The following is a 17,370-nucleotide window of genomic DNA, read 5'->3' as shown; positions in this document are numbered from 1 at the left end:
TACGCGGTCCGGCCGGCTGGGTGCGGGTCAGTCGGCGCGGGGGACGTGCTTGCCGAGGAAGCTGATCAGGCTGGGCACCACCGTGCGGTTGAACGAGTCGCCGTGCTTGCCGTGGGCGGTGTGCGCGACCGCCGGGTGGGCCGCCTCGATGTAGCGGCGGACGCCGGTGATGAACGAGTCCTCCGTGCCGCACCAGATGCCGTTGGCCACGCCCTTGGTCTCGTCGATGTGCCGCAGCGGGTCGAGCGCGGTCCAGTCCTGGATGCCGGTGAAGATGTGGCGCTTGGCCATCTCCGGCCACGACGTGATCAGCGCCGGGGCCAGCGTCGCGACGGCGGCGGGCGGCTGGCGCCGCTCGACCCGGCGGCGCGTGTACAGCAGCGCGCCGAACCCACCCATCGACACGCCGGTGGCGGCGAACGGCTGGCCGGTCGGGCCGGCGAAGCCGCGGGCCCGCAGCCACTGCGGGACCTCCTCCAGCAGCATGGCCATCGGGTCGTCGCCCGGGTGAACCTCGTGCCAGTAGTTGTCGCCGCCGTCGACGGCCACGAGGCCGAACGCCGGGACCGCCTTGCGGGCGACGTCGCTGGCGAGCTGCTTGAGCGTGCCGGTGGGGGCCGCGCTGCGGGCGTTGCCGTGCAGGCCGTGCAGCATCAGCGACATCGGCAGCCCCTTCGGCGGGGTCTTCGACGGCAGGATGAACACCAGGTCGACCATCCGGCCGCGGGCGGCGGAGTAGACGCGTTCGACGCGCGTGCTGCCCAGCTGGGTGGTCGGGTTCGACGACGTCACGCCGAGCGTGCGCTGCATGGCCGGGCTGAACGGCAGCTTGCCGGTCGCGGTGCCGACGGCCAGCCCGGTCACGGCCAGCCCGGACGCGCCTGCGATCAGCACCGACCGGCGGCTCAGCCACCGCCGGGCGCCCTGGACGGCCTCGGCGACCGCTCCGGCCGGCTCCGCGTCCTCGTTGTGCTCGCTCACCCTGTCTCCATCCCCCTGCCCCCGTAATCAGAGACGCCGCGCACCCGCTCCGCGTTCCCTCTCGCCCCTGTTCACCGGGTCAATCGTTACCACCCTGCCCGGCGTTTCCGGTTCTCGCTCGCCAAGCCGCCTTCGCCGCCTCGGCCGAGCGCCCGGCCCGCTCCACAGTGTCCCCGAGACCCACCGCCATGGTGATCCCGAGGGGGATCAAAATGTGGTCTATGCCCTGTTCACCGGGGCCGAAGTGCCCCGACGCCTCCAGTGTGACGAATCCGTGCAGCGCACTCCAGAGCTGGGCGGCGGCCTGGTACTCGTCCGCGGGGCGGAACCGGCCGGCCGCGATGGCCCGTCCGGTCGCACGGACGATGTGGGTGAACGCCTCCAGCCCCTCCTGCGCGGCTTCGCGGCCTTCCGCGGTGGTCAGGTCGGACAGCGTCGCCCGCTTGCCGCCGGGTGCGGACTGGCCGAACGTCACCGCGAACAGCTGCGGCTGCTCGGCGACCGCCTGCCGGTAGGTGCGGGCCAGTCCGAAGATGTCCGCCACCGGGTCGTCGGTCTCGCCGACGCCGGCCAGCCACGCGCTCAGCCTGCGGAAGCCCGCTCGCGCCACCTCGTCGACCAGGGCCGCCATGCCACCGAAGTGCGTGTAGACGGCCATCGTCGAGACGCCGACCTCGGCCGCGAGCTTGCGGGCCTGCAGGGCCTCGGGACCGCTCTCGTCGAGCAGGCGGATGGCGGCCTCGACGAGCCGGGCCTTGACGTCGGAAGCGCGCGGTTTCGGGCTCATGCTTGCCAGTGTCCCATAACCCTGTTATACCTGTATTCATAACCGCGTTATAGAAGCCGTGGAGGGGTCACATGGGCAACAAGTTCCTCGAAGGCAACTTCGCCCCGGTCAGCCGGGAGCACACGATCACCGAGCTGGCCGTCACGGGGGCGATCCCGGAGTTCCTCGACGGCCGCTACCTGCGCAACGGCCCCAACCCGCTGTCCGAAGTGGACCCCGCGGCCTACCACTGGTTCATGGGCGACGGCATGGTCCACGGCGTGCGCCTGCGCGACGGCAAGGCCGAGTGGTACCGCAACCGGTGGGTCCGCAACCCCGCCGTCGCGGCCACGCTGAACGGCGAGGACGCGAGCCGGTTCTGCGGGCTCGACGCGCTCGGCGCCAACACCAACGTCATCGGCCACGCGGGCAAGACCCTCGCCCTGGTCGAGGCGGGCGCGCCGATCTACGAGCTGACCGACGAGCTCGAGACCGTCGGCCGCTGCGACTTCGACGGCACCCTGCCCGGCGGCTACACCGCCCACCCCAAGCGCGACCCGCGCACCGGGGAGCTGCACGCCGTCTCGTACTTCTTCGGCATGGGGAACAAGGTCCAGTACTCGGTGATCGACGTGCACGGCCGCGCCCGCCGCACGGTCGACGTCGAGGTCACCGGGTCCCCGATGATGCACGACTTCTCGCTGACGGAGAACCACGTCGTCTTCTACGACCTGCCGGTGACGTTCAACGCCGAGATGGCGGTCGCGGCCAGCGTGCCGAGCGCGCTGCGCACGCCGGCGAAGCTGGTGGTGTCGGCCATGGTCGGAAAAGTCCGGGTGCCGGACCCGGTGACCGCGATGATGGCGGGCAAGCTCGGCGCGAACGGCGGCCTGCCCTACCGCTGGAACCCGAAGTACCCGGCGCGGATCGGCGTGATGCCGCGCGAGGGCGGCAGCAAGGACGTCCGCTGGTTCGACGTCGAGCCGTGCTACGTCTTCCACCCGCTCAACGCCTACGACGACGGCGACAGCGTGGTGCTGGACGTGGTCCGCCATCCGAAGATGTTCGACACGCAGCTGCACGGCCCGGACGAGGGCGGCCCGACGCTGGACCGCTGGACGGTCGACCTGGTGGCGGGCAAGGTCCTGGAGGAGCGCCTCGACGACCGCGGCCAGGAGTTCCCCCGGGTGGACGAGCGCCTGGTCGGCCGCCGCCACCGCTACGGCTACGCGATGTCGGCCGACGGCGGCGCGGAGCCCGGCGGCTCGCTGTTCAAGCACGACTTCGAGACCGGCGCCCGCGCCGAGCGCGCGTTCGGAGCGGGCCGCCAGCCCGGCGAGTTCGTGTTCGTCCCCCGCCACGAGGAGGCGGCCGAGGACGACGGGGTGGTGCTGGGGTTCGTGTTCGACCCGGCGACCCGGCGAAGCGACCTGACGATCCTGGACGCGGAGACCCTCGAGACGGTGGCGGCGATCCACCTGCCGGACCGCGTCCCGAACGGCTTCCACGGCAACTGGGTGCCGGTCGGCTAGGTCAGGACGCGGTGGTCGCCGGTGTAAAGGTTCATCGAGTCGCCGCGGAGGAAGCCGATCAGGGTCATCCCGTTCTCCTCCGCCAGCTCCACCGCCAGCGACGACGGGGCCGACACCGCGGCCAGCAGCCCGATGCCCGCCATCGCGGCCTTCTGGACCAGCTCGAACGACGCCCGCCCGGACACCAGCAGCCCGTAGCCCGGTGCCGGGATGCGGCCTTCGAGCACCGCCCAGCCCAGCACCTTGTCCACCGCGTTGTGCCGGCCGACGTCTTCGCGGACGACGGCGAGCGAACCGTCGGGGGTGAACAGTGCGGCCGCGTGGAGGCCGCCGGTGCTGGCGAACACCTTCTGGCTCGCCCGCAGCGCGTCCGGCAGGGCGGACAGCGTCCCGCTCTTCACCGCGAACGCCGCCGAGGCGGGGGAGAAGCGGGTGCGCAGCTTCACCGCGTCGAGCGCCGCCTTGCCGCAGACGCCGCACGAGGACGTCGTGTAGAAGTTGCGCTCGACCCCGGTGTCCGGCGGCGGGACGCCGTCGGCCAGCGCGATGTCCAGCACGTTGTAGGTGTTGCGGCCCTGGTCGTCGACGCCGTCGCAGTAGCGGGCGACCGCCACGTCCGTACGGCCGCCGATCACGCCTTCCGACAGCAGGAAGCCGTGGGCCAACTCGACGTCGTGGCCGGGGGTGCGCATCGTGACCGCCAGCGCCCGGCCGCCGACCCGCAGCTCCAGGGGCTCTTCGGCCGCCAGCGCGTCCGGGCGGCGCCGGTCCCCGGTCGCGGAGATCCGCCGGACCGGCCTGCGCACGGTCACCCTGCCCATCCTCCACACCTTTCGCTGCCCGAAAGTTTGACACTCGCATAGTGCAACACCGGGTATTTAGTAATACATTCCCACCATCATCCCCACTCTAGGAGAGGGTTCCGATGGCTCTCGGCTTCCTGGACCGTTCCCGGATCGTGGCACCTCCCAGCTGGACGCGCTGGCTGGTGCCGCCGGCGGCCCTTTCGGTACACCTGTCGATCGGGCAGGCCTACGCGTGGAGCGTCTTCAAGACGCCGCTCGAGAAGACCATGCACCTGAACGGCACGCAGAGCTCGCTGCCGTTCCAGCTCGGCATCGTCATGCTGGGCCTGTCCGCCGCGTTCGGCGGGACCCTCGTCGAGAAGAACGGCCCGCGCTGGGCGATGTTCGTGTCGATGTGCTGCTTCGCCAGCGGGTTCCTCGTCGCCGCGCTCGGCGTGGCGACCGGGCAGTTCTGGCTGGTCGTCGCCGGCTACGGCGGGATCGGCGGGATCGGGCTCGGCATCGGCTACATCTCGCCGGTGTCGACGCTGATCAAGTGGTTCCCCGACCGGCCGGGCATGGCCACCGGCATCGCGATCATGGGCTTCGGCGGCGGCGCGCTGATCGCCTCGCCGTGGTCGTCCTCGATGCTCGGCACCGCGCCGACGACGAGCACCATCGCGACGGCGTTCCTGGTCCACGGTCTCGTCTACGCGGTGTTCATGTCGATGGGCTGGCTGCTCGTGCGGGTGCCTGCCGACGACTGGAAGCCGGCGGGCTGGGAGCCGAAGACCGACCACGGCAAGGCGATGATCAGCACCGCGAACGTCTCGGCCGCCAACGCGATCAAGACGCCGCAGTTCTGGTGCCTGTGGGTCGTCCTGTGCTTCAACGTCACCGCGGGCATCGGGATCCTGGAGAAGGCGTCCCCGATGATCGTCGACTTCTTCAAGAACACGTCCACCCCGGTCGGCACGGCCGCGGCAGCGGGGTTCGTCGCCCTGCTGTCGCTGTGCAACATGCTCGGCCGGTTCGTCTGGTCGTCCACTTCGGACCTGGTGGGGCGCAAGAACATCTACCGCACCTACCTCGGCGTCGGCGCGGTGCTGTACCTGGTGATCGCGCTGACGGAGAACTCGTCGAAGCTCGTGTTCATCCTGTGCGCCATGGTGATCCTGTCGTTCTACGGCGGCGGTTTCGCGACGGTCCCGGCGTACCTGAAGGACCTCTTCGGCACCTACCAGGTCGGCGCGATCCACGGCAGGCTGCTCACCGCGTGGTCGGTGGCCGGCGTGCTCGGCCCGCTGATCGTCAACCGCATCGCCGACAGCGAAAAGGCGGCGGGCAAGTCGGGCCCGGCGCTCTACGAGCTGTCGTTCTACATCATGATCGGCCTGCTCGTGGTCGGCTTCGTGGCCAACGAGCTGGTGCGGCCGGTCAAGGAGAAGTACCACGAGCCGGTCCGCGAGGCCGTCGGGAGTGAGGCGTGATGAGCGAACCGTCGACGAAGCCGAACCGGCTGCCGCTGATCGTGCTGGCGTGGGCCTGGGTGGTGCTCCCGTTCGGGTACGGGGTGTACCAGCTGTTCCTGAAGCTGGTCCAGCTGTTCGGGTGAGCAGGGGAGTGCTCGTCACCGGCGCGTCCCGCGGTATCGGGCGCGCGGTGGCCACGGCGTTCGCGGCGCGGGGCGACCGGGTGGCCGTCCACTACGGGCACCGCGCCGCGGACGCCGGGGAAACGCTCTCGCGGCTGGCCGGCGAGGGGCACGTGCTGATCGGCGGCGACCTCGCCGACCCCGAGGCGGCCCGGCAGCTCGCCGACGCGGCCGAAGCCGGGCTCGGCGGGGTCGACGTGCTGGTCAACAACGCCGCCGTCGCGACCACGGCCGAGACCGCGCACCCGGTCGGCGCGGTGTCCTACGCGGACTGGCAGCGGATCTGGCGGCGCACCGTCGACGTCAACCTCTTCGGCGCGGCCAACCTCAGCTACTGCGTCGCCCGGCACCTCATCGCCCGCGGCGCGCCGGGGCGGATCGTCAACATCGGGTCGCGCGGGGCGTTCAAGGGCGAGCCCGACCACCCCGCGTACGGCGCCAGCAAAGCCGCGCTGCACGCGCTCGGCCAGTCGCTCGCCGTCTCCCTCGCGCCCCACGGCATCGCCGTGACGTCGGTGGCGCCCGGCTTCACCGCCACCGAGCGCGTCGCCGGGCGGATCGACGACGCTCTGCGCGCGCAGAGCCCGTTCGGGCGGGTCGGCACCCCCGAAGAGGTCGCCGCGGCCGTCGTGTACCTGGCCTCCGCGGAGGCGACCTGGGCCTCCGGGACGATCCTCGACCTCAACGGAGCCTCACACCTGCGGCTGTGACCCGGCTCTCACCCGTGCAGCGGTGCCCGGCGCGGCGGCGTCCAGGCAGTCGTGCATGCACTGGGCAAGATCGCCGTCGCCGGGCTGGCTCTCGTCGTGTTCGGCGGCACGGCTTACGGCTACGTGAACCTCCGCTCCCTCGACGGCGTGTCGCGGGACAACGTCATCGACGCCGAAGGCGAGACGAAGCCGGGGGAACAGCCCGCCGACGGCTCGCTCGACATCCTCCTCGTCGGCCGCGACTCCCGCAGCGACAACCAGGGCAACCCGCTGCCCGCGGACATGCTGCGCGAGCTGCGGGCCGGCGCCAACGGCGACGACCTCACCGACACCCTGATCGTGCTGCGGATCCCGAACGGCACCAAGGAGGTGAAGGCCTTCTCCATCCCCCGGGACAGCTACGTCTCGATGGCGGGCGGGAAGGGCAAGATCAACGCCGCGTTCGGCCGGGCGAAGGCCGCCGAAGCGCGGCGGCTGCGCACCGCGGGCGAGACCGACAAGGCGAAGATCAACCAAGGCGCGCTCACCGCCGCGCGCCGCGCCACGCGGCAGGCGGTCGAAGACCTCACCGGGGTGAAGATCGACCACTTCGCCGAGGTCAACCTGCTCAGCTTCTACGAGATCAGCAAGGCGATCGGCGGGGTCGACGTCTGCCTGAAGAAGGCGACCAAGGACGAGAACTCCGGCGCCGACTTCCAGGCCGGGCCGCAGCGCGTCTCGGGTGCGGACGCGCTCGCCTTCGTCCGGCAGCGCGACGGCCTCCCGGGAACCGACCTGGCCCGCGTCCGGCGCCAGCAGGTGTTCCTCGCCGGCCTGGCCCGGCAGGTGCTCTCGGCGGGCACGCTCGCCGATCCGGGGAAGCTGTCCGACCTGATCGACGCGGTGAAGCGCTCGGTGGTGCTGGACGGCTCGTGGAACCTGCTCGACTTCGTCGGGCAGATGCGCGGGGTCAGCGGCGGCGGCATCCGGTTCGCGACGATCCCGGTCGTCAACGTCGACTACCGCTACAGCAGCAGCGATCCGCGGGCGACGGCGGTGCAGGTCGACCCGGCCGCGGTGAAGGCCTTCGCGGCGAGCCTGATCGGGCCCGCGGCGCCCGCCGCCCCGACCGGACCCCCCGCGCCGCCCGCGGCGGTCACCGTCGACGTCTCCAACGCGAGCCCGAAGGAAGGTCTCGCGGGCCGGGTGGCGGGCGTCCTGCGCGAGAAGGGGTTCACGGCGACCGCGGCGGGCAACACCGCCGCCCGCCGGACCTCACTCGTCCGCTTCGGTCCCGACCTGGCCGAACGCGGTGCCGCGGTGGCGAAGGCGCTGGGCGGGCTGACCGCGCAGCAGTCCGCGTCGGTGCCGTCCGGCCACATCGAGGTGGTGCTCGGGACGGTCTACTCCGGCCCCGGCGCGGCCGCGGGCGGCGGCGCTCCCGGCGGCGTCGCGGACGACCCGATCACCTCGAACGGCGTCGTCTGCGTCGACTGACCGGACGGGTGAAATTGCCCGATCGCGAAGTTCCGGATTTTCCGTCGAATCCCTGAATTGCGCGGGAATTCCCGTGCACTGGACCACGGTGGACCACGAGGGTCAGTGGTCTTGACGTTGCCGCACTGGTGAGGCAGGGTGCGGTGACCGTCGCCGGGGTGGACCCCGCGCCGGCGGGAAAGTTCACCCGATCAGTGGGTGATCTTGGAAACTCAATTTCAGGGAATACGGAAAGTCCGGAATTTATGCGCAGCAGCGTCGCCCGCGGTGGGTGGATCTTGCCCATCCTCGCTTCAGCCGTTCTTTCTGCCGGGTGCCAGTCGGCGTCCGCTTCGGCGCACTACCCGGGCGCGATCGACGCGTGCCGGCTGCCCGGGCCGAACGCCCAGGCGCGGCTCGCACCCGGGACCGTCGAAATCCCGGCCGACTCGGTGAAGGCCACCGACACCAAGGTCATCCCGGACGACCACGCCAGCGAGGGCAACGAGGTCACCACCTGCCGCCGCCTGTTCGCGCGCGACCTCGGCGGCGGCAAGCCCAACCTGCAGGACTACCGGTCCGTCACGATCGCCGTCGTGCGGTTCACGCAGTCCGACGCGGACGAGGCCGCGGCCAAGGCCACCCAGCTGATGACCGACGCGCTCGGCGACCACTCGGGCGTCCGGCTCGCCACCGGCGTCGGCGACGAGGCCGGCTTCTCCGAGCAGTGGGGTGCCGTCCGGACCGGCAACGTCGTGCTCGGCGTGGCACTGGCCGACGGCGGCACCGAAGCCGCGCTGATCCCGCCCGCGACCCTGGACGACGTCCAGGCCGTGGTCACGGACATGACCGAAACCCTGCGGAAGGACTACCGGGGCTGAGACCCCGGTTCGAGCCGCACCACGATCGCCTTCGACACCGGCGTGTTCGACTTGTCCGCCACCGAGTCCAGCGGCACCAGCGCGTTCGCCTCCGGGAAGTACGCGGCCGCGCAGCCGCGGGCGGTCGGGTAGGCGACGATCCGGAACCCGGGTGCGCGACGGTCGCCGTCGCGCCACTCGGACACCAGGTCGACCACGGCGCCGTCGGCCAGGCCCAGCGCGGCGAGGTCGTCCGGGTTCACCAGCACCACGCGGCGGGCGTTCTCGATCCCGCGGTAGCGGTCGGAGAGCCCGTAGATGGTGGTGTTGTACTGGTCGTGGCTGCGCAGGGTCTGCAGCAGCAGCCGGCCCTCGGGGGCCTGCGGGTACTCCAGTCCGGACACCGTGAAGTTGGCCTTGCCGTTGGCGGTCCCGGTGAACTCGCGGGAGTCGCGCGGCGCGTGCGGCAGCACGAACCCGTCCGGTTCGCGGACCCGGCGGTTGTAGTCCTGGCAGCCCGGCACGACCCGGGAGATGCGGTCGCGGATCAGGTCGTAGTCGGTCTCGAACGTCCGCCACGGCACGGCGTGACCCGCGCCGAACAGCTTCTCCGCCAGCCGGCAGACGATGGCGACCTCGGAGAGCAGGTGCTCGCTCGCCGGCTTCAGGCGCCCGTGCGAGGCGTGCACCTGCGACATCGAGTCCTCGACGGTGACGAACTGCTCGCCGCTCGCCTGGACGTCACGCTCGGTCCGGCCGAGCGTGGGCAGGATCAGCGCGGTGCGGCCGTGCACGACGTGGGAGCGGTTCAGCTTCGTGGAGACGTGCACGGTCAGCGAGCAGGAGCGCAGCGCCTTTTCGGTCAGCTCGGAGTCCGGTGTCGCCGAAGCGAAGTTGCCGCCGACGGCGAAGAACACCTTGCCGCGGCCGTCGCGCATCGCCCGGATCGCGTCGACGGTGTCGAAGCCGTGCTCGCGCGGGACCTCGATGCCGAACTCGGCGGCCAGCGCGTCCATGAAGGACTGCGGCATCTTCTCCCAGATGCCCATGGTCCGGTCGCCCTGCACGTTCGAGTGCCCGCGGACCGGGCACAGGCCGGCGCCGGGCTTGCCGATCATCCCGCGCACCAGCGCCAGGTTCGCGATCTCGGAGATCGTCGGCACCGCGTGCTTATGCTGGGTGAGGCCCATCGCCCAGCAGTAGATGGTGCGTTCGGAGGAGGCGATCATCCGCGCGACCCGCTCGATCTGCGCGCGGCCGAGGCCGGTGGCGCGCTCGACCTCCGGCCAGTCGATCTCCCGCAGGTGCGCGGCGTAGGCGTCGAAGCCCTCGGTGACCCGCTCGACGAAGTCGCGGTCGACGATCGCGCCCGGCGCCTCGGCGTCCCAGGCCAGCAGCAGGTGCCCGACGGCCTGGAACAGCGCCAGGTCACCGCCGAGGCGGACCTGGGCGAACTCGTCGGCCAGCGGCGTGCCCTTGCCGACGACACCGCGGACGTTCTGCGGGTTCTTGAACCGCATCAGCCCGGCTTCGGGCAGCGGGTTGACGGCGATGATCTTGGCGCCGTTGCCCTTGGCCTCTTCGAGTGCGGAGAGCATCCGCGGGTGGTTGGTCCCGGGGTTCTGCCCGACGACGACGATCAGGTCGGCCTTGTGGATGTCGGCCAGGCTCACCGAGCCCTTGCCGACGCCGGTGGTGGCTGACAGCGCCGCGCCCGAGGACTCGTGGCACATGTTGGAGCAGTCGGGCAGGTTGTTGGTGCCGAAGGAGCGCACCAGCAGCTGGTAGAGGAACGCGGCCTCGTTGCTGGTGCGGCCGGAGGTGTAGAAGATGGCCTCGTTCGGGTCGGTCAGCGCTTTGAGCTCGCCGGCGACCAGTTCGAAGGCGTCGTCCCACGAGATCGGCTCGTAGTGGCTCGCGCCGTCCCGCAGCACGAACGGCTCGGTGATCCGGCCCTGCTGGCCCAGCCAGTAGTCGGTCTTGGTTTCGAGGTCGCCGATGGGGTGCTGCGCGAAGAACTCGCGGCCGACGCGTCGTTTGGTGGCTTCCTCGGCAACGGCCTTGGCCCCGTTTTCGCAGAACTCGGCGAGCTTGCGCTTCTCACCGTCGACCTCACGGGGTTCCGGCCACGCGCAGCCGGGGCAGTCGAAGCCTTCGCGCTGGTTGAGCAGCCGCAGGGCCTTGATGGTCCGCCCGGTGCCGAGCTGTTCGACGCTGCGCGCGAGCGAGACGGCAACCCCGGGTATCCCGGCGGCCCACCCTTTCGGCTTACCCACCTCGAGGCGGGTCTCGTCCACGTCCTGCAGCGGCGCTTCACGGGTCATGGGTTCATCGTGCGCCTCCATGATCGGGTGCCGCCACGAGGGTCACGCCTTTTCCGCGCGCAACCCCCGGTCGGTGAGAGTGAGGAGGGGGCCGGCGCGGGGGTGGGCAGGCGTGGGTCTTGGGGTTTGTGAGGGCGCTTGCCTGGGGTGGGCGGGGCGGGGTCGCGCGACGGTCACGCCTTTCTGCGCTGCCCCGATCGGCGAGGGTGCTGAGGGGGAGGAGCTCGCCGAGGGAGCCGGCGCGGTGGCCGGCCGGCGTCGGCCTTCGGGTTCGCGCGCGGCGGTTGCCTGGGGTGGGGGTGCTGGGCAGCCGTTTCGTGGCTGGCGCGAGGTCACGCCTTTTCCGCGCGCAACCCCCGGTCCGCCACCGTGACCACGAACAGCAGCCCGCTGATGACGACCAAAGCCACGGCCAGCCGGTGCAAGCCCGCCGAGTCCGCGTGCGGGCCGTAGCAGAGCGCGATCAGCGTCGAGGCCACTATCGCTCCGAGGTACTGGGCCGTGCGGAACAGGCCGCTCGCCGTGCCCATCTGCTCGGCCGGGGCCTCGCGGTACAGCGTCGTCTGGTTCGCGACGCTGGTCAGGCCCTGGGCGAGCCCGAACAACGCGGCCAGCGCCAGCAGCGCGCCGACCCACGTGCCGTCGTGGACGAGCAACAGCAGGGCCGAACCGCCGGCCAGGGCCACCGCGACCGTCACCAGGCGGGCCTTGATGCCCGACGCCCGCCCGGAGAACGCCGCCGCGCAGACCGCCGTGCCCGACATCGGCAGCAGCATCAGCCCGGCCGTCTCCTCCGACAGCCCGCGCGCGGTCTCCAGCCACTGGACGTACCCGAACATGATCGCGTAGATCGCCATGAAGCTCAGCGCCTGCCGCAGGTACGTCCGCAGGATCGCGCTGTTGGCCGCGAGCATCCGCAGGTCCAGGAACGGCGCGTCCCGCCGGAGCTCGACCAGCGTGAACGCCGTCCCGAAGGCCGCGACGACGGCGAGCAGCCAGACCTCGGCGCCCGGGTCCATCAGGAAGAACAGCAGCGCGAGCAGGGTCGCGGAGAACAGCGCGATGCCGAGCACGTCGATCCGGGTGGCCGTCCGCGCGCCGCGGTCGTCCTTCGGCACCCACAGCAGCGCCAGGACCAGCGACAACCCCGCGAGCGGGATGTTCACGGCGAAGATGGCCGGCCAGCCGAACAGCCCGATCAGCAGCCCGCCCAGCGTCGGCCCGATCACCATCACCGTCTGCGCGGACATCGACAGCAGCGACAGCACCCGCGCGGGCACGCCCTGGCCGCTCGCCTCGGCGTGGTGGCGCAGCACGGCCATCGCGGCCGGGAACCCGGCGCACGTGCCAAGGCCGAGGACCACGCGCACCCCGGTCAGCCAGCCGACCGAGATCGGGATCATGCCCGCGATCCCGGCGACGATGACGAGCGTCGCGCCGCCGAGCAGGACGCGGCGGGCGCCGTGGCGGTCGACCAGCAGGCCGACCACCGGCTGCCCGACCGCGGTGGCCAGGTAGAGCGCCGAGATCAGCCAGGCGGTCTGCCCGGGTCCGGCGCCGAAGCTCTGCCCGATCGGCACGAGCGCGACGGCGATGAGCGTGGAGTTGATCGGGTTGAGCACCGCGCCGGCCACCAGTGGGGTGACCAGGCGGGCGCCGAACTTGGCGGGCGCGGTGACGGTGGTCGTGGCGAGCTCCTTCAGTGTTCGGCGACGCGCTGCAGCAGCGGCAGCGCGCGCGTGACGGCGTCGAGTTCGGCCGGGGACAGCTCGTCGAGCAGCGCCTGGGCCAGCCACTCGTCGCGGTGCTGCTGGATCCCGCGCACGGTGTCGCGGCCGGCGTCGGACAGGCTGATCACCACGCGCCGCCGGTCGGCCGGGTCGGGGGTGCGGGCGAGGTAGCCGAGCTCGTCGAGAACGCCGAGGGTGGCGGCCATGGACTGCTGCCGCACGTGCTCGGCGGCGGCCAGCTCACCCTGCGTGGCGGGGCCTTCGCGGTGAAGCCGGTGCATGACGGCGGACTGCGACGGCGTCAGGATCCCGGCGTTGTCGACGTGCCGCAGCCGCCGGTGCAGCTGCCCGACGACCCCACGGATCCAGCCGGCGCTCTCGGCGACGTGCGCAGGTATTTCGCCCATGCACACAGTTTAACTGTGCAGTCCAAACTGTGTAACTGGATGTGACGAACGGCTAGTCCGGGCAGCCGTCGAGGGTGGGGACCGGGTACTTGGGGTCGTAGTAACCGGGTGCGTCCCGCTCGCCCGTCGTCGGCACCGGCGCCGGCGGGTTCGCGTAGCCCGGCGCCAGGTAGCCCTCCTTGGCCGCGGCGCAGCCCACCGACGAGTACGCGCTGGAGGTGTTCTCGAGCCACAAGCCCTGGCTGCTCTCCGCGAACGAAGAGCCGCTCCGGAGCACGTACGTCTCGTCGAGGCGCTCGAACGTGACGATCTCCGCCGGGCTCAGCAGCTCCTTGGGGTGGGCGTGGTCGAAGGCGTACGCGACCGCGTACTTCGCCTCGACGACCAGCTCACCGGGCTTGGCGCCGGCGCGGGCGGTGAGCGTGCCGAACGTCCGCGGGCCCGCGTCGAGCAGGTGGTAGCCGTCGGCGATCTCGGTCACGTACGCGGCGAAGCCGCCGCGGTTCTTCTCCGGCTTCTTGGCCAGCTCGGGCACGATCTGGTCGCGGTCGTCGGCGGCGAACAGCGCCGCGTACGCCTTCCCGTCGTGCCCGGTCAGCACCGCCGGGTCGAGGTGCGCCGCGGTGATGGCCTGCTTGACCTTCGCGTACGCCTCCGCGACCGTCTCGGCCTTGAAGGACCCGACCGCGGCCGGTGCGGGGGCGGTGATCCCGTCCACACCCTTCGGCCAGACGTCGGCGGGGGTGTGCGCGTACGGGTGCGCCAGGTCGACCGGGGCGACGTCCGGCACCGACGTCGGGTCCGGTGGGCCGGCGTCGTGGGCGGGCCGGCGGCCGGCCAGCACGATCGCCGTCGTCGTCACGGCCAGGACGAGCAGGAACGCCGCGAAGCCCCACCACCGGCGGCTCGGGCGGCGCCTGGCGCGGTTCTGCTGCTTGCGGAGCTGCTTGCGGTCCTTCTTCGCACCGAGCCAGGCATCGGTCTGCGCGTGCTTGCGCCAGTCCGGGTCCATCAGGTCCGGGTGCGTTTCGAGCAGGTTGTCCTCGTCCACGTGCGTCCCCCCAAGGTCGACGACTGACTCATCGACGGTGGGGGACGGGCGTTACCCGAAGTACGCGAATTCGTTGACGCCGACGCCCTGCAGCTGGTGCACGATGATCGCCGCAGCGACCAGGCCGACCACGATGAGCAGGGCGAGCACGCCCGGCCAGCGGCTCTGGCCCGGCTGCTGGTAGCCGCCCGCGCGGCGTTCTCGCCTGCGCCGCTTCTTGAGGTCCTTCTTCGCGCCCAGCCAGGCGTCCCGTGCGGCGTACTTCTGCCAGTCCGGGTTCATCAGGTCCGGGTGCGTCTCGAGGCGCCGGTCGTCCGGCTCCTGCGGCTGCTGAGGCTCTGCCATCGTCAGAGTGCCTTCCCCCTGGGTGACCCGCCGTGACGGGTTCGTAGACTTGTCCATTGTGACCGAGAACGCTCCGCAGCAGACCACCGACCTTCCGGGTGCCTGGGACCCGGCCGCCGAGGAAGCACCGATGTACGACCGCTGGGTAGCGGCCGGGTACTTCACGGCCGACGCCTCGTCGGAGAAGCCGCCGTTCTCGATCGTACTGCCGCCGCCGAACGTCACCGGTTCGCTGCACATGGGGCACGCCCTCAACCACACCCTGATGGACGCGATGAGCCGCCGCCGTCGCATGCAGGGCTACGAGGTGCTGTGGCTGCCGGGCATGGACCACGCCGGCATCGCGACGCAGAACGTCGTCGAGCGCCAGCTGGCGGGTGAGGGCCTTTCGCGCCACGACCTGGGCCGCGAGAAGTTCGTCGAGCGCGTCTGGGAGTGGAAGGCCGAGTACGGCGGCAAGATCCTCGGCCAGATGAAGCGCCTCGGCGACGGCGTCGATTGGTCGCGCGAGCGCTTCACCATGGACGAGAACCTGTCCAAGGCCGTCCAGACGGTGTTCAAGAACTTCTTCGACGAGGGCCTGATCTACCGGGCCGAGCGGATCATCAACTGGTGCCCCCGCTGCCAGACGGCGCTGTCGGACATCGAGGTCGACCACAACGACGACGACGGCGAGCTCGTCTCGATCCGCTACGGCGACGGCGACAACGCGATCGTGGTGGCGACGACACGCGCGGAGACGATGCTGGGCGACACCGCGGTCGCCGTCCACCCGGACGACGAGCGGTACGCGCACCTGGTCGGCACCGAGGTCGAGCTGCCGCTGACCGGCCGCCGCATCCCGATCGTGGCCGACAAGCACGTCGACCCGGAGTTCGGCACCGGTGCGGTCAAGGTCACCCCGGCGCACGACCCCAACGACTTCGAGATCGGCCGCCGCCACGACCTGCCGATGCTGACGATCATGAACGAGCGCGCGGAGATCACCGCGCCGGGGCCGTTCGAGGGCCTCGACCGGTTCGAGGCGCGCCCGGCGATCGTCGCGGCGCTGCGCGAGCTGGGCCGGATCGTCGCGGAGAAGCGGCCGTACGTGCACGCGGTCGGGCACTGCTCGCGGTGCGACACGGTGGTCGAGCCGCGGCTGTCGCTGCAGTGGTGGGTCAAGGTCGAGCAGCTGGCCAAGCTGGCCGGCGACGCGGTCCGCGACGGCCGGACGAAGATCCACCCGCCGGAGCTGGGCAAGCGGTACTTCGACTGGGTCGACAACATGCACGACTGGACGATCTCGCGCCAGCTGTGGTGGGGCCACCGCATCCCGGTGTACTACGGCCCGGACGGGGAAGTCGTGTGCGTCGGCCCGGACGAGCAGCCGCCGACGGGTGAGGGCTGGACGCAGGACCCGGACGTGCTGGACACGTGGTTCTCGTCGGGCCTGTGGCCGATGTCGACGCTGGGCTGGCCGTCGTCGTCGGAGGACCTGGCCAAGTTCTACCCGACGAGCGTGCTCTCGACGGGCTACGACATCCTGTTCTTCTGGGTGGTCCGGATGATGATGTTCGGCGTGCACCAGATGCACGGCGCGCAGCCGTTCGACCACGTGTACCTGCACGGCCTGATCCGCGACGCGCAGGGCAAGAAGATGTCGAAGTCGCGCGGCAACGTGATCGACCCGCTGGAGTGGATGGACGCGTACGGCGCGGACGCGACCCGGTTCACCCTGGCCCGCGGCGCCAACCCGGGCGCGGACATGGCACTGGCCGACGAGTGGGCGGCGGGCTCCCGCAACTTCTGCACGAAGCTGTGGAACGCGACGAAGTTCGCGATGATGAACGGCGCTTCGGTCGCTTCGCCGTTGCCGGAGGCTTCTTCTCTGACGGAGGCGGACCGCTGGATCCTCGGCCGCCTCGGCGCACTGGTGTCCGAAGTGGACGGCCTGTTCGAGGAGTTCCAGTTCGCGAAGGTGGCGGGCGCGCTCTACCAGTTCACCTGGAACGAGCTGTGCGACTGGTACTTGGAGCTGGCGAAGGTCCAGCTGTACCAGGGAGATGACGCTCGGGTCGCCGCAACGCGCGCTGTCCTCGGCCACGTGCTGGACACGGTGCTGCGGTTGCTGCACCCGTTCATCCCGTTCATCACGGAGAAGCTCTGGACGGCCCTGACCGGCGGCGAGTCGCTGGTGATCGCTTCGTGGCCTTCCGCTTCGCCGGGTTACGCCGACCCGGTCGCGGACGCCCGGATCGCGGACGTCCAGAAGCTGGTGACGGAGATCCGCAGGTTCCGCGCGGACCAGGGCCTGAAGCCGGGCCAGAAGGTGGCGGCGCGCCTGGCGGGTTACGCGGGTGGCCACGAGGACGCGGTCCGTTCGCTGGTCCGGTTGACCCCGCCGGCCGACGACTTCGCGGCGAGCGCCTCGCTGGAGGTGGCCCTGGCGGACGGCGTGGTGACGGTGGAGCTGGACCTGTCGGGAACGGTCGACGTCGCGGCGGAGCGCAAGCGCCTCGAGAAGGACCTGGCGGCGGCCCGGAAGGAGCTGACCCAGACGGAGGCGAAGCTCGGCAACGAGGCGTTCATCGCGAAGGCCCCGGAGCAGGTGGTGGCGAAGATCAAGACCCGCAAGGAAACGGCGGAGGCGGACATCGACCGCATCACGGCCCGCTTGGCGGCGCTGCCGGCTTCCTGAGATTGTGGACGAAAGCCCGGCACTCTTTCGCGGAGTGCCGGGCTTTGTCGTATCCACGGTGGGAAGCTGACGAAGAATCACCGTGTGGTC

General features: G+C 71.2%; 15 protein-coding genes. 7 read left to right on the top strand and 8 right to left on the bottom strand.

From position 1 onward, the window contains the following. Positions 1-27 precede the first annotated feature (27 nt). Positions 28-981: an alpha/beta hydrolase family protein gene (locus HUT10_RS15230; RefSeq protein ID WP_176171814.1), complete on the bottom strand. Its 954-nt coding sequence runs from the start codon at positions 979-981 to the stop codon at positions 28-30. Between the two features lie 79 nt (positions 982-1,060). Then, entirely contained in the window at positions 1,061-1,768 is a 708-nt protein-coding gene (locus tag HUT10_RS15225) for a TetR/AcrR family transcriptional regulator (protein WP_176171813.1), read from the bottom strand. A gap of 71 nt (positions 1,769-1,839) precedes the next feature. On the opposite strand from HUT10_RS15225, the gene HUT10_RS15220 reads away from it, so the two are divergent. Then, positions 1,840-3,279 carry a carotenoid oxygenase family protein gene (locus HUT10_RS15220; RefSeq protein ID WP_176171812.1) on the top strand — a complete coding sequence of 480 codons (1,440 nt, stop codon included), beginning with the start codon at positions 1,840-1,842 and terminating at the stop codon, positions 3,277-3,279. On the opposite strand, the gene fdhD is transcribed toward HUT10_RS15220, so the two are convergent. Then, positions 3,276-4,100, bottom strand: a complete 825-nt coding sequence (gene fdhD / locus HUT10_RS15215) for a formate dehydrogenase accessory sulfurtransferase FdhD (RefSeq protein WP_176171811.1) — start codon at positions 4,098-4,100, stop codon at positions 3,276-3,278. The genes HUT10_RS15220 and fdhD overlap by 4 nt on opposite strands. A gap of 104 nt (positions 4,101-4,204) precedes the next feature. Between fdhD and HUT10_RS15210 the strand changes: the two genes are divergently transcribed. The 5 genes from HUT10_RS15210 (at position 4,205) to HUT10_RS15195 (ending at position 8,764) form a co-directional block, all read left to right on the top strand. Then, positions 4,205-5,554, top strand: a complete 1,350-nt coding sequence (locus HUT10_RS15210) for an OFA family MFS transporter (protein ID WP_176171810.1) — start codon at positions 4,205-4,207, stop codon at positions 5,552-5,554. Continuing rightward, positions 5,554-5,679 carry a hypothetical protein gene (locus tag HUT10_RS51845; protein ID WP_303246965.1) on the top strand — a complete coding sequence of 42 codons (126 nt, stop codon included), beginning with the start codon at positions 5,554-5,556 and terminating at the stop codon, positions 5,677-5,679. Before HUT10_RS15210 ends, HUT10_RS51845 begins: the two co-directional genes overlap by 1 nt. Further along, on the top strand, positions 5,676-6,428 hold the full coding sequence (locus HUT10_RS15205; protein ID WP_176171809.1) for an SDR family NAD(P)-dependent oxidoreductase: 753 nt from the start codon (positions 5,676-5,678) through the stop codon (positions 6,426-6,428). Before HUT10_RS51845 ends, HUT10_RS15205 begins: the two co-directional genes overlap by 4 nt. A gap of 51 nt (positions 6,429-6,479) precedes the next feature. Further along, positions 6,480-7,904: an LCP family protein gene (locus HUT10_RS15200; protein ID WP_176171808.1), complete on the top strand. Its 1,425-nt coding sequence runs from the start codon at positions 6,480-6,482 to the stop codon at positions 7,902-7,904. A gap of 278 nt (positions 7,905-8,182) precedes the next feature. Further along, the gene (locus tag HUT10_RS15195; RefSeq protein ID WP_254896879.1) at positions 8,183-8,764 is read left to right on the top strand and encodes a hypothetical protein; all 582 of its coding nucleotides are present in this window, start codon (positions 8,183-8,185) and stop codon (positions 8,762-8,764) included. On the opposite strand, the gene HUT10_RS15190 is transcribed toward HUT10_RS15195, so the two are convergent. The 5 genes from HUT10_RS15190 to HUT10_RS15170 form a co-directional block, all read right to left on the bottom strand. After that, positions 8,752-11,067 (bottom strand): FdhF/YdeP family oxidoreductase, encoded by a 2,316-nt coding sequence (locus HUT10_RS15190; RefSeq protein WP_176171807.1) that lies wholly within the window; start codon positions 11,065-11,067, stop codon positions 8,752-8,754. The two genes, HUT10_RS15195 and HUT10_RS15190, sit on opposite strands and share 13 nt — an antisense overlap. Positions 11,068-11,399: 332 nt before the next feature. After that, positions 11,400-12,701 carry an MFS transporter gene (locus HUT10_RS15185; protein ID WP_176171806.1) on the bottom strand — a complete coding sequence of 434 codons (1,302 nt, stop codon included), beginning with the start codon at positions 12,699-12,701 and terminating at the stop codon, positions 11,400-11,402. 65 nt (positions 12,702-12,766) lie between these two features. Beyond that, a complete protein-coding gene (locus HUT10_RS15180) occupies positions 12,767-13,204 on the bottom strand; it encodes a MarR family winged helix-turn-helix transcriptional regulator (protein ID WP_176171805.1) in 438 nt (145 codons plus the stop codon). Between the two features lie 52 nt (positions 13,205-13,256). After that, complete coding sequence (locus tag HUT10_RS15175) at positions 13,257-14,255, bottom strand: hypothetical protein (RefSeq protein ID WP_176171804.1); 999 nt, start codon at positions 14,253-14,255, stop codon at positions 13,257-13,259. 51 nt (positions 14,256-14,306) lie between these two features. Then, positions 14,307-14,600 (bottom strand): hypothetical protein, encoded by a 294-nt coding sequence (locus tag HUT10_RS15170; RefSeq protein WP_176171803.1) that lies wholly within the window; start codon positions 14,598-14,600, stop codon positions 14,307-14,309. A 58-nt stretch (positions 14,601-14,658) separates the two neighbouring features. Here HUT10_RS15170 and HUT10_RS15165 point away from each other — a divergent pair, with 58 nt between their 5' ends. Continuing rightward, positions 14,659-17,280 carry a valine--tRNA ligase gene (locus HUT10_RS15165; protein ID WP_176171802.1) on the top strand — a complete coding sequence of 874 codons (2,622 nt, stop codon included), beginning with the start codon at positions 14,659-14,661 and terminating at the stop codon, positions 17,278-17,280. Positions 17,281-17,370: the final 90 nt, after the last annotated feature.

The organism is Amycolatopsis sp. Hca4 (assembly GCF_013364075.1).
GTDB lineage: Bacteria > Actinomycetota > Actinomycetes > Mycobacteriales > Pseudonocardiaceae > Amycolatopsis.
The sequence above is the reverse complement of the archived record's forward strand: the minus strand, read 5'-3'. Positions and strand labels throughout refer to the sequence as shown.

Bases quoted from the DNA above. Each gene is read 5' to 3' on its own strand.
- HUT10_RS15225 (WP_176171813.1), bottom strand. From the start codon at position 1,768: ATGAGCCCGAAACCGCGCGCTTCCGACGTCAAGGCCCGGCTCGTCGAG.
- HUT10_RS15220 (WP_176171812.1), top strand. From the start codon at position 1,840: ATGGGCAACAAGTTCCTCGAAGGCAACTTCGCCCCGGTCAGCCGGGAG.
- fdhD (WP_176171811.1), bottom strand. From the start codon at position 4,100: ATGGGCAGGGTGACCGTGCGCAGGCCGGTCCGGCGGATCTCCGCGACC.
- HUT10_RS15210 (WP_176171810.1), top strand. From the start codon at position 4,205: ATGGCTCTCGGCTTCCTGGACCGTTCCCGGATCGTGGCACCTCCCAGC.
- HUT10_RS51845 (WP_303246965.1), top strand. From the start codon at position 5,554: ATGAGCGAACCGTCGACGAAGCCGAACCGGCTGCCGCTGATCGTGCTG.
- HUT10_RS15190 (WP_176171807.1), bottom strand. From the start codon at position 11,067: ATGACCCGTGAAGCGCCGCTGCAGGACGTGGACGAGACCCGCCTCGAG.
- HUT10_RS15180 (WP_176171805.1), bottom strand. From the start codon at position 13,204: ATGGGCGAAATACCTGCGCACGTCGCCGAGAGCGCCGGCTGGATCCGT.
- HUT10_RS15170 (WP_176171803.1), bottom strand. From the start codon at position 14,600: ATGGCAGAGCCTCAGCAGCCGCAGGAGCCGGACGACCGGCGCCTCGAG.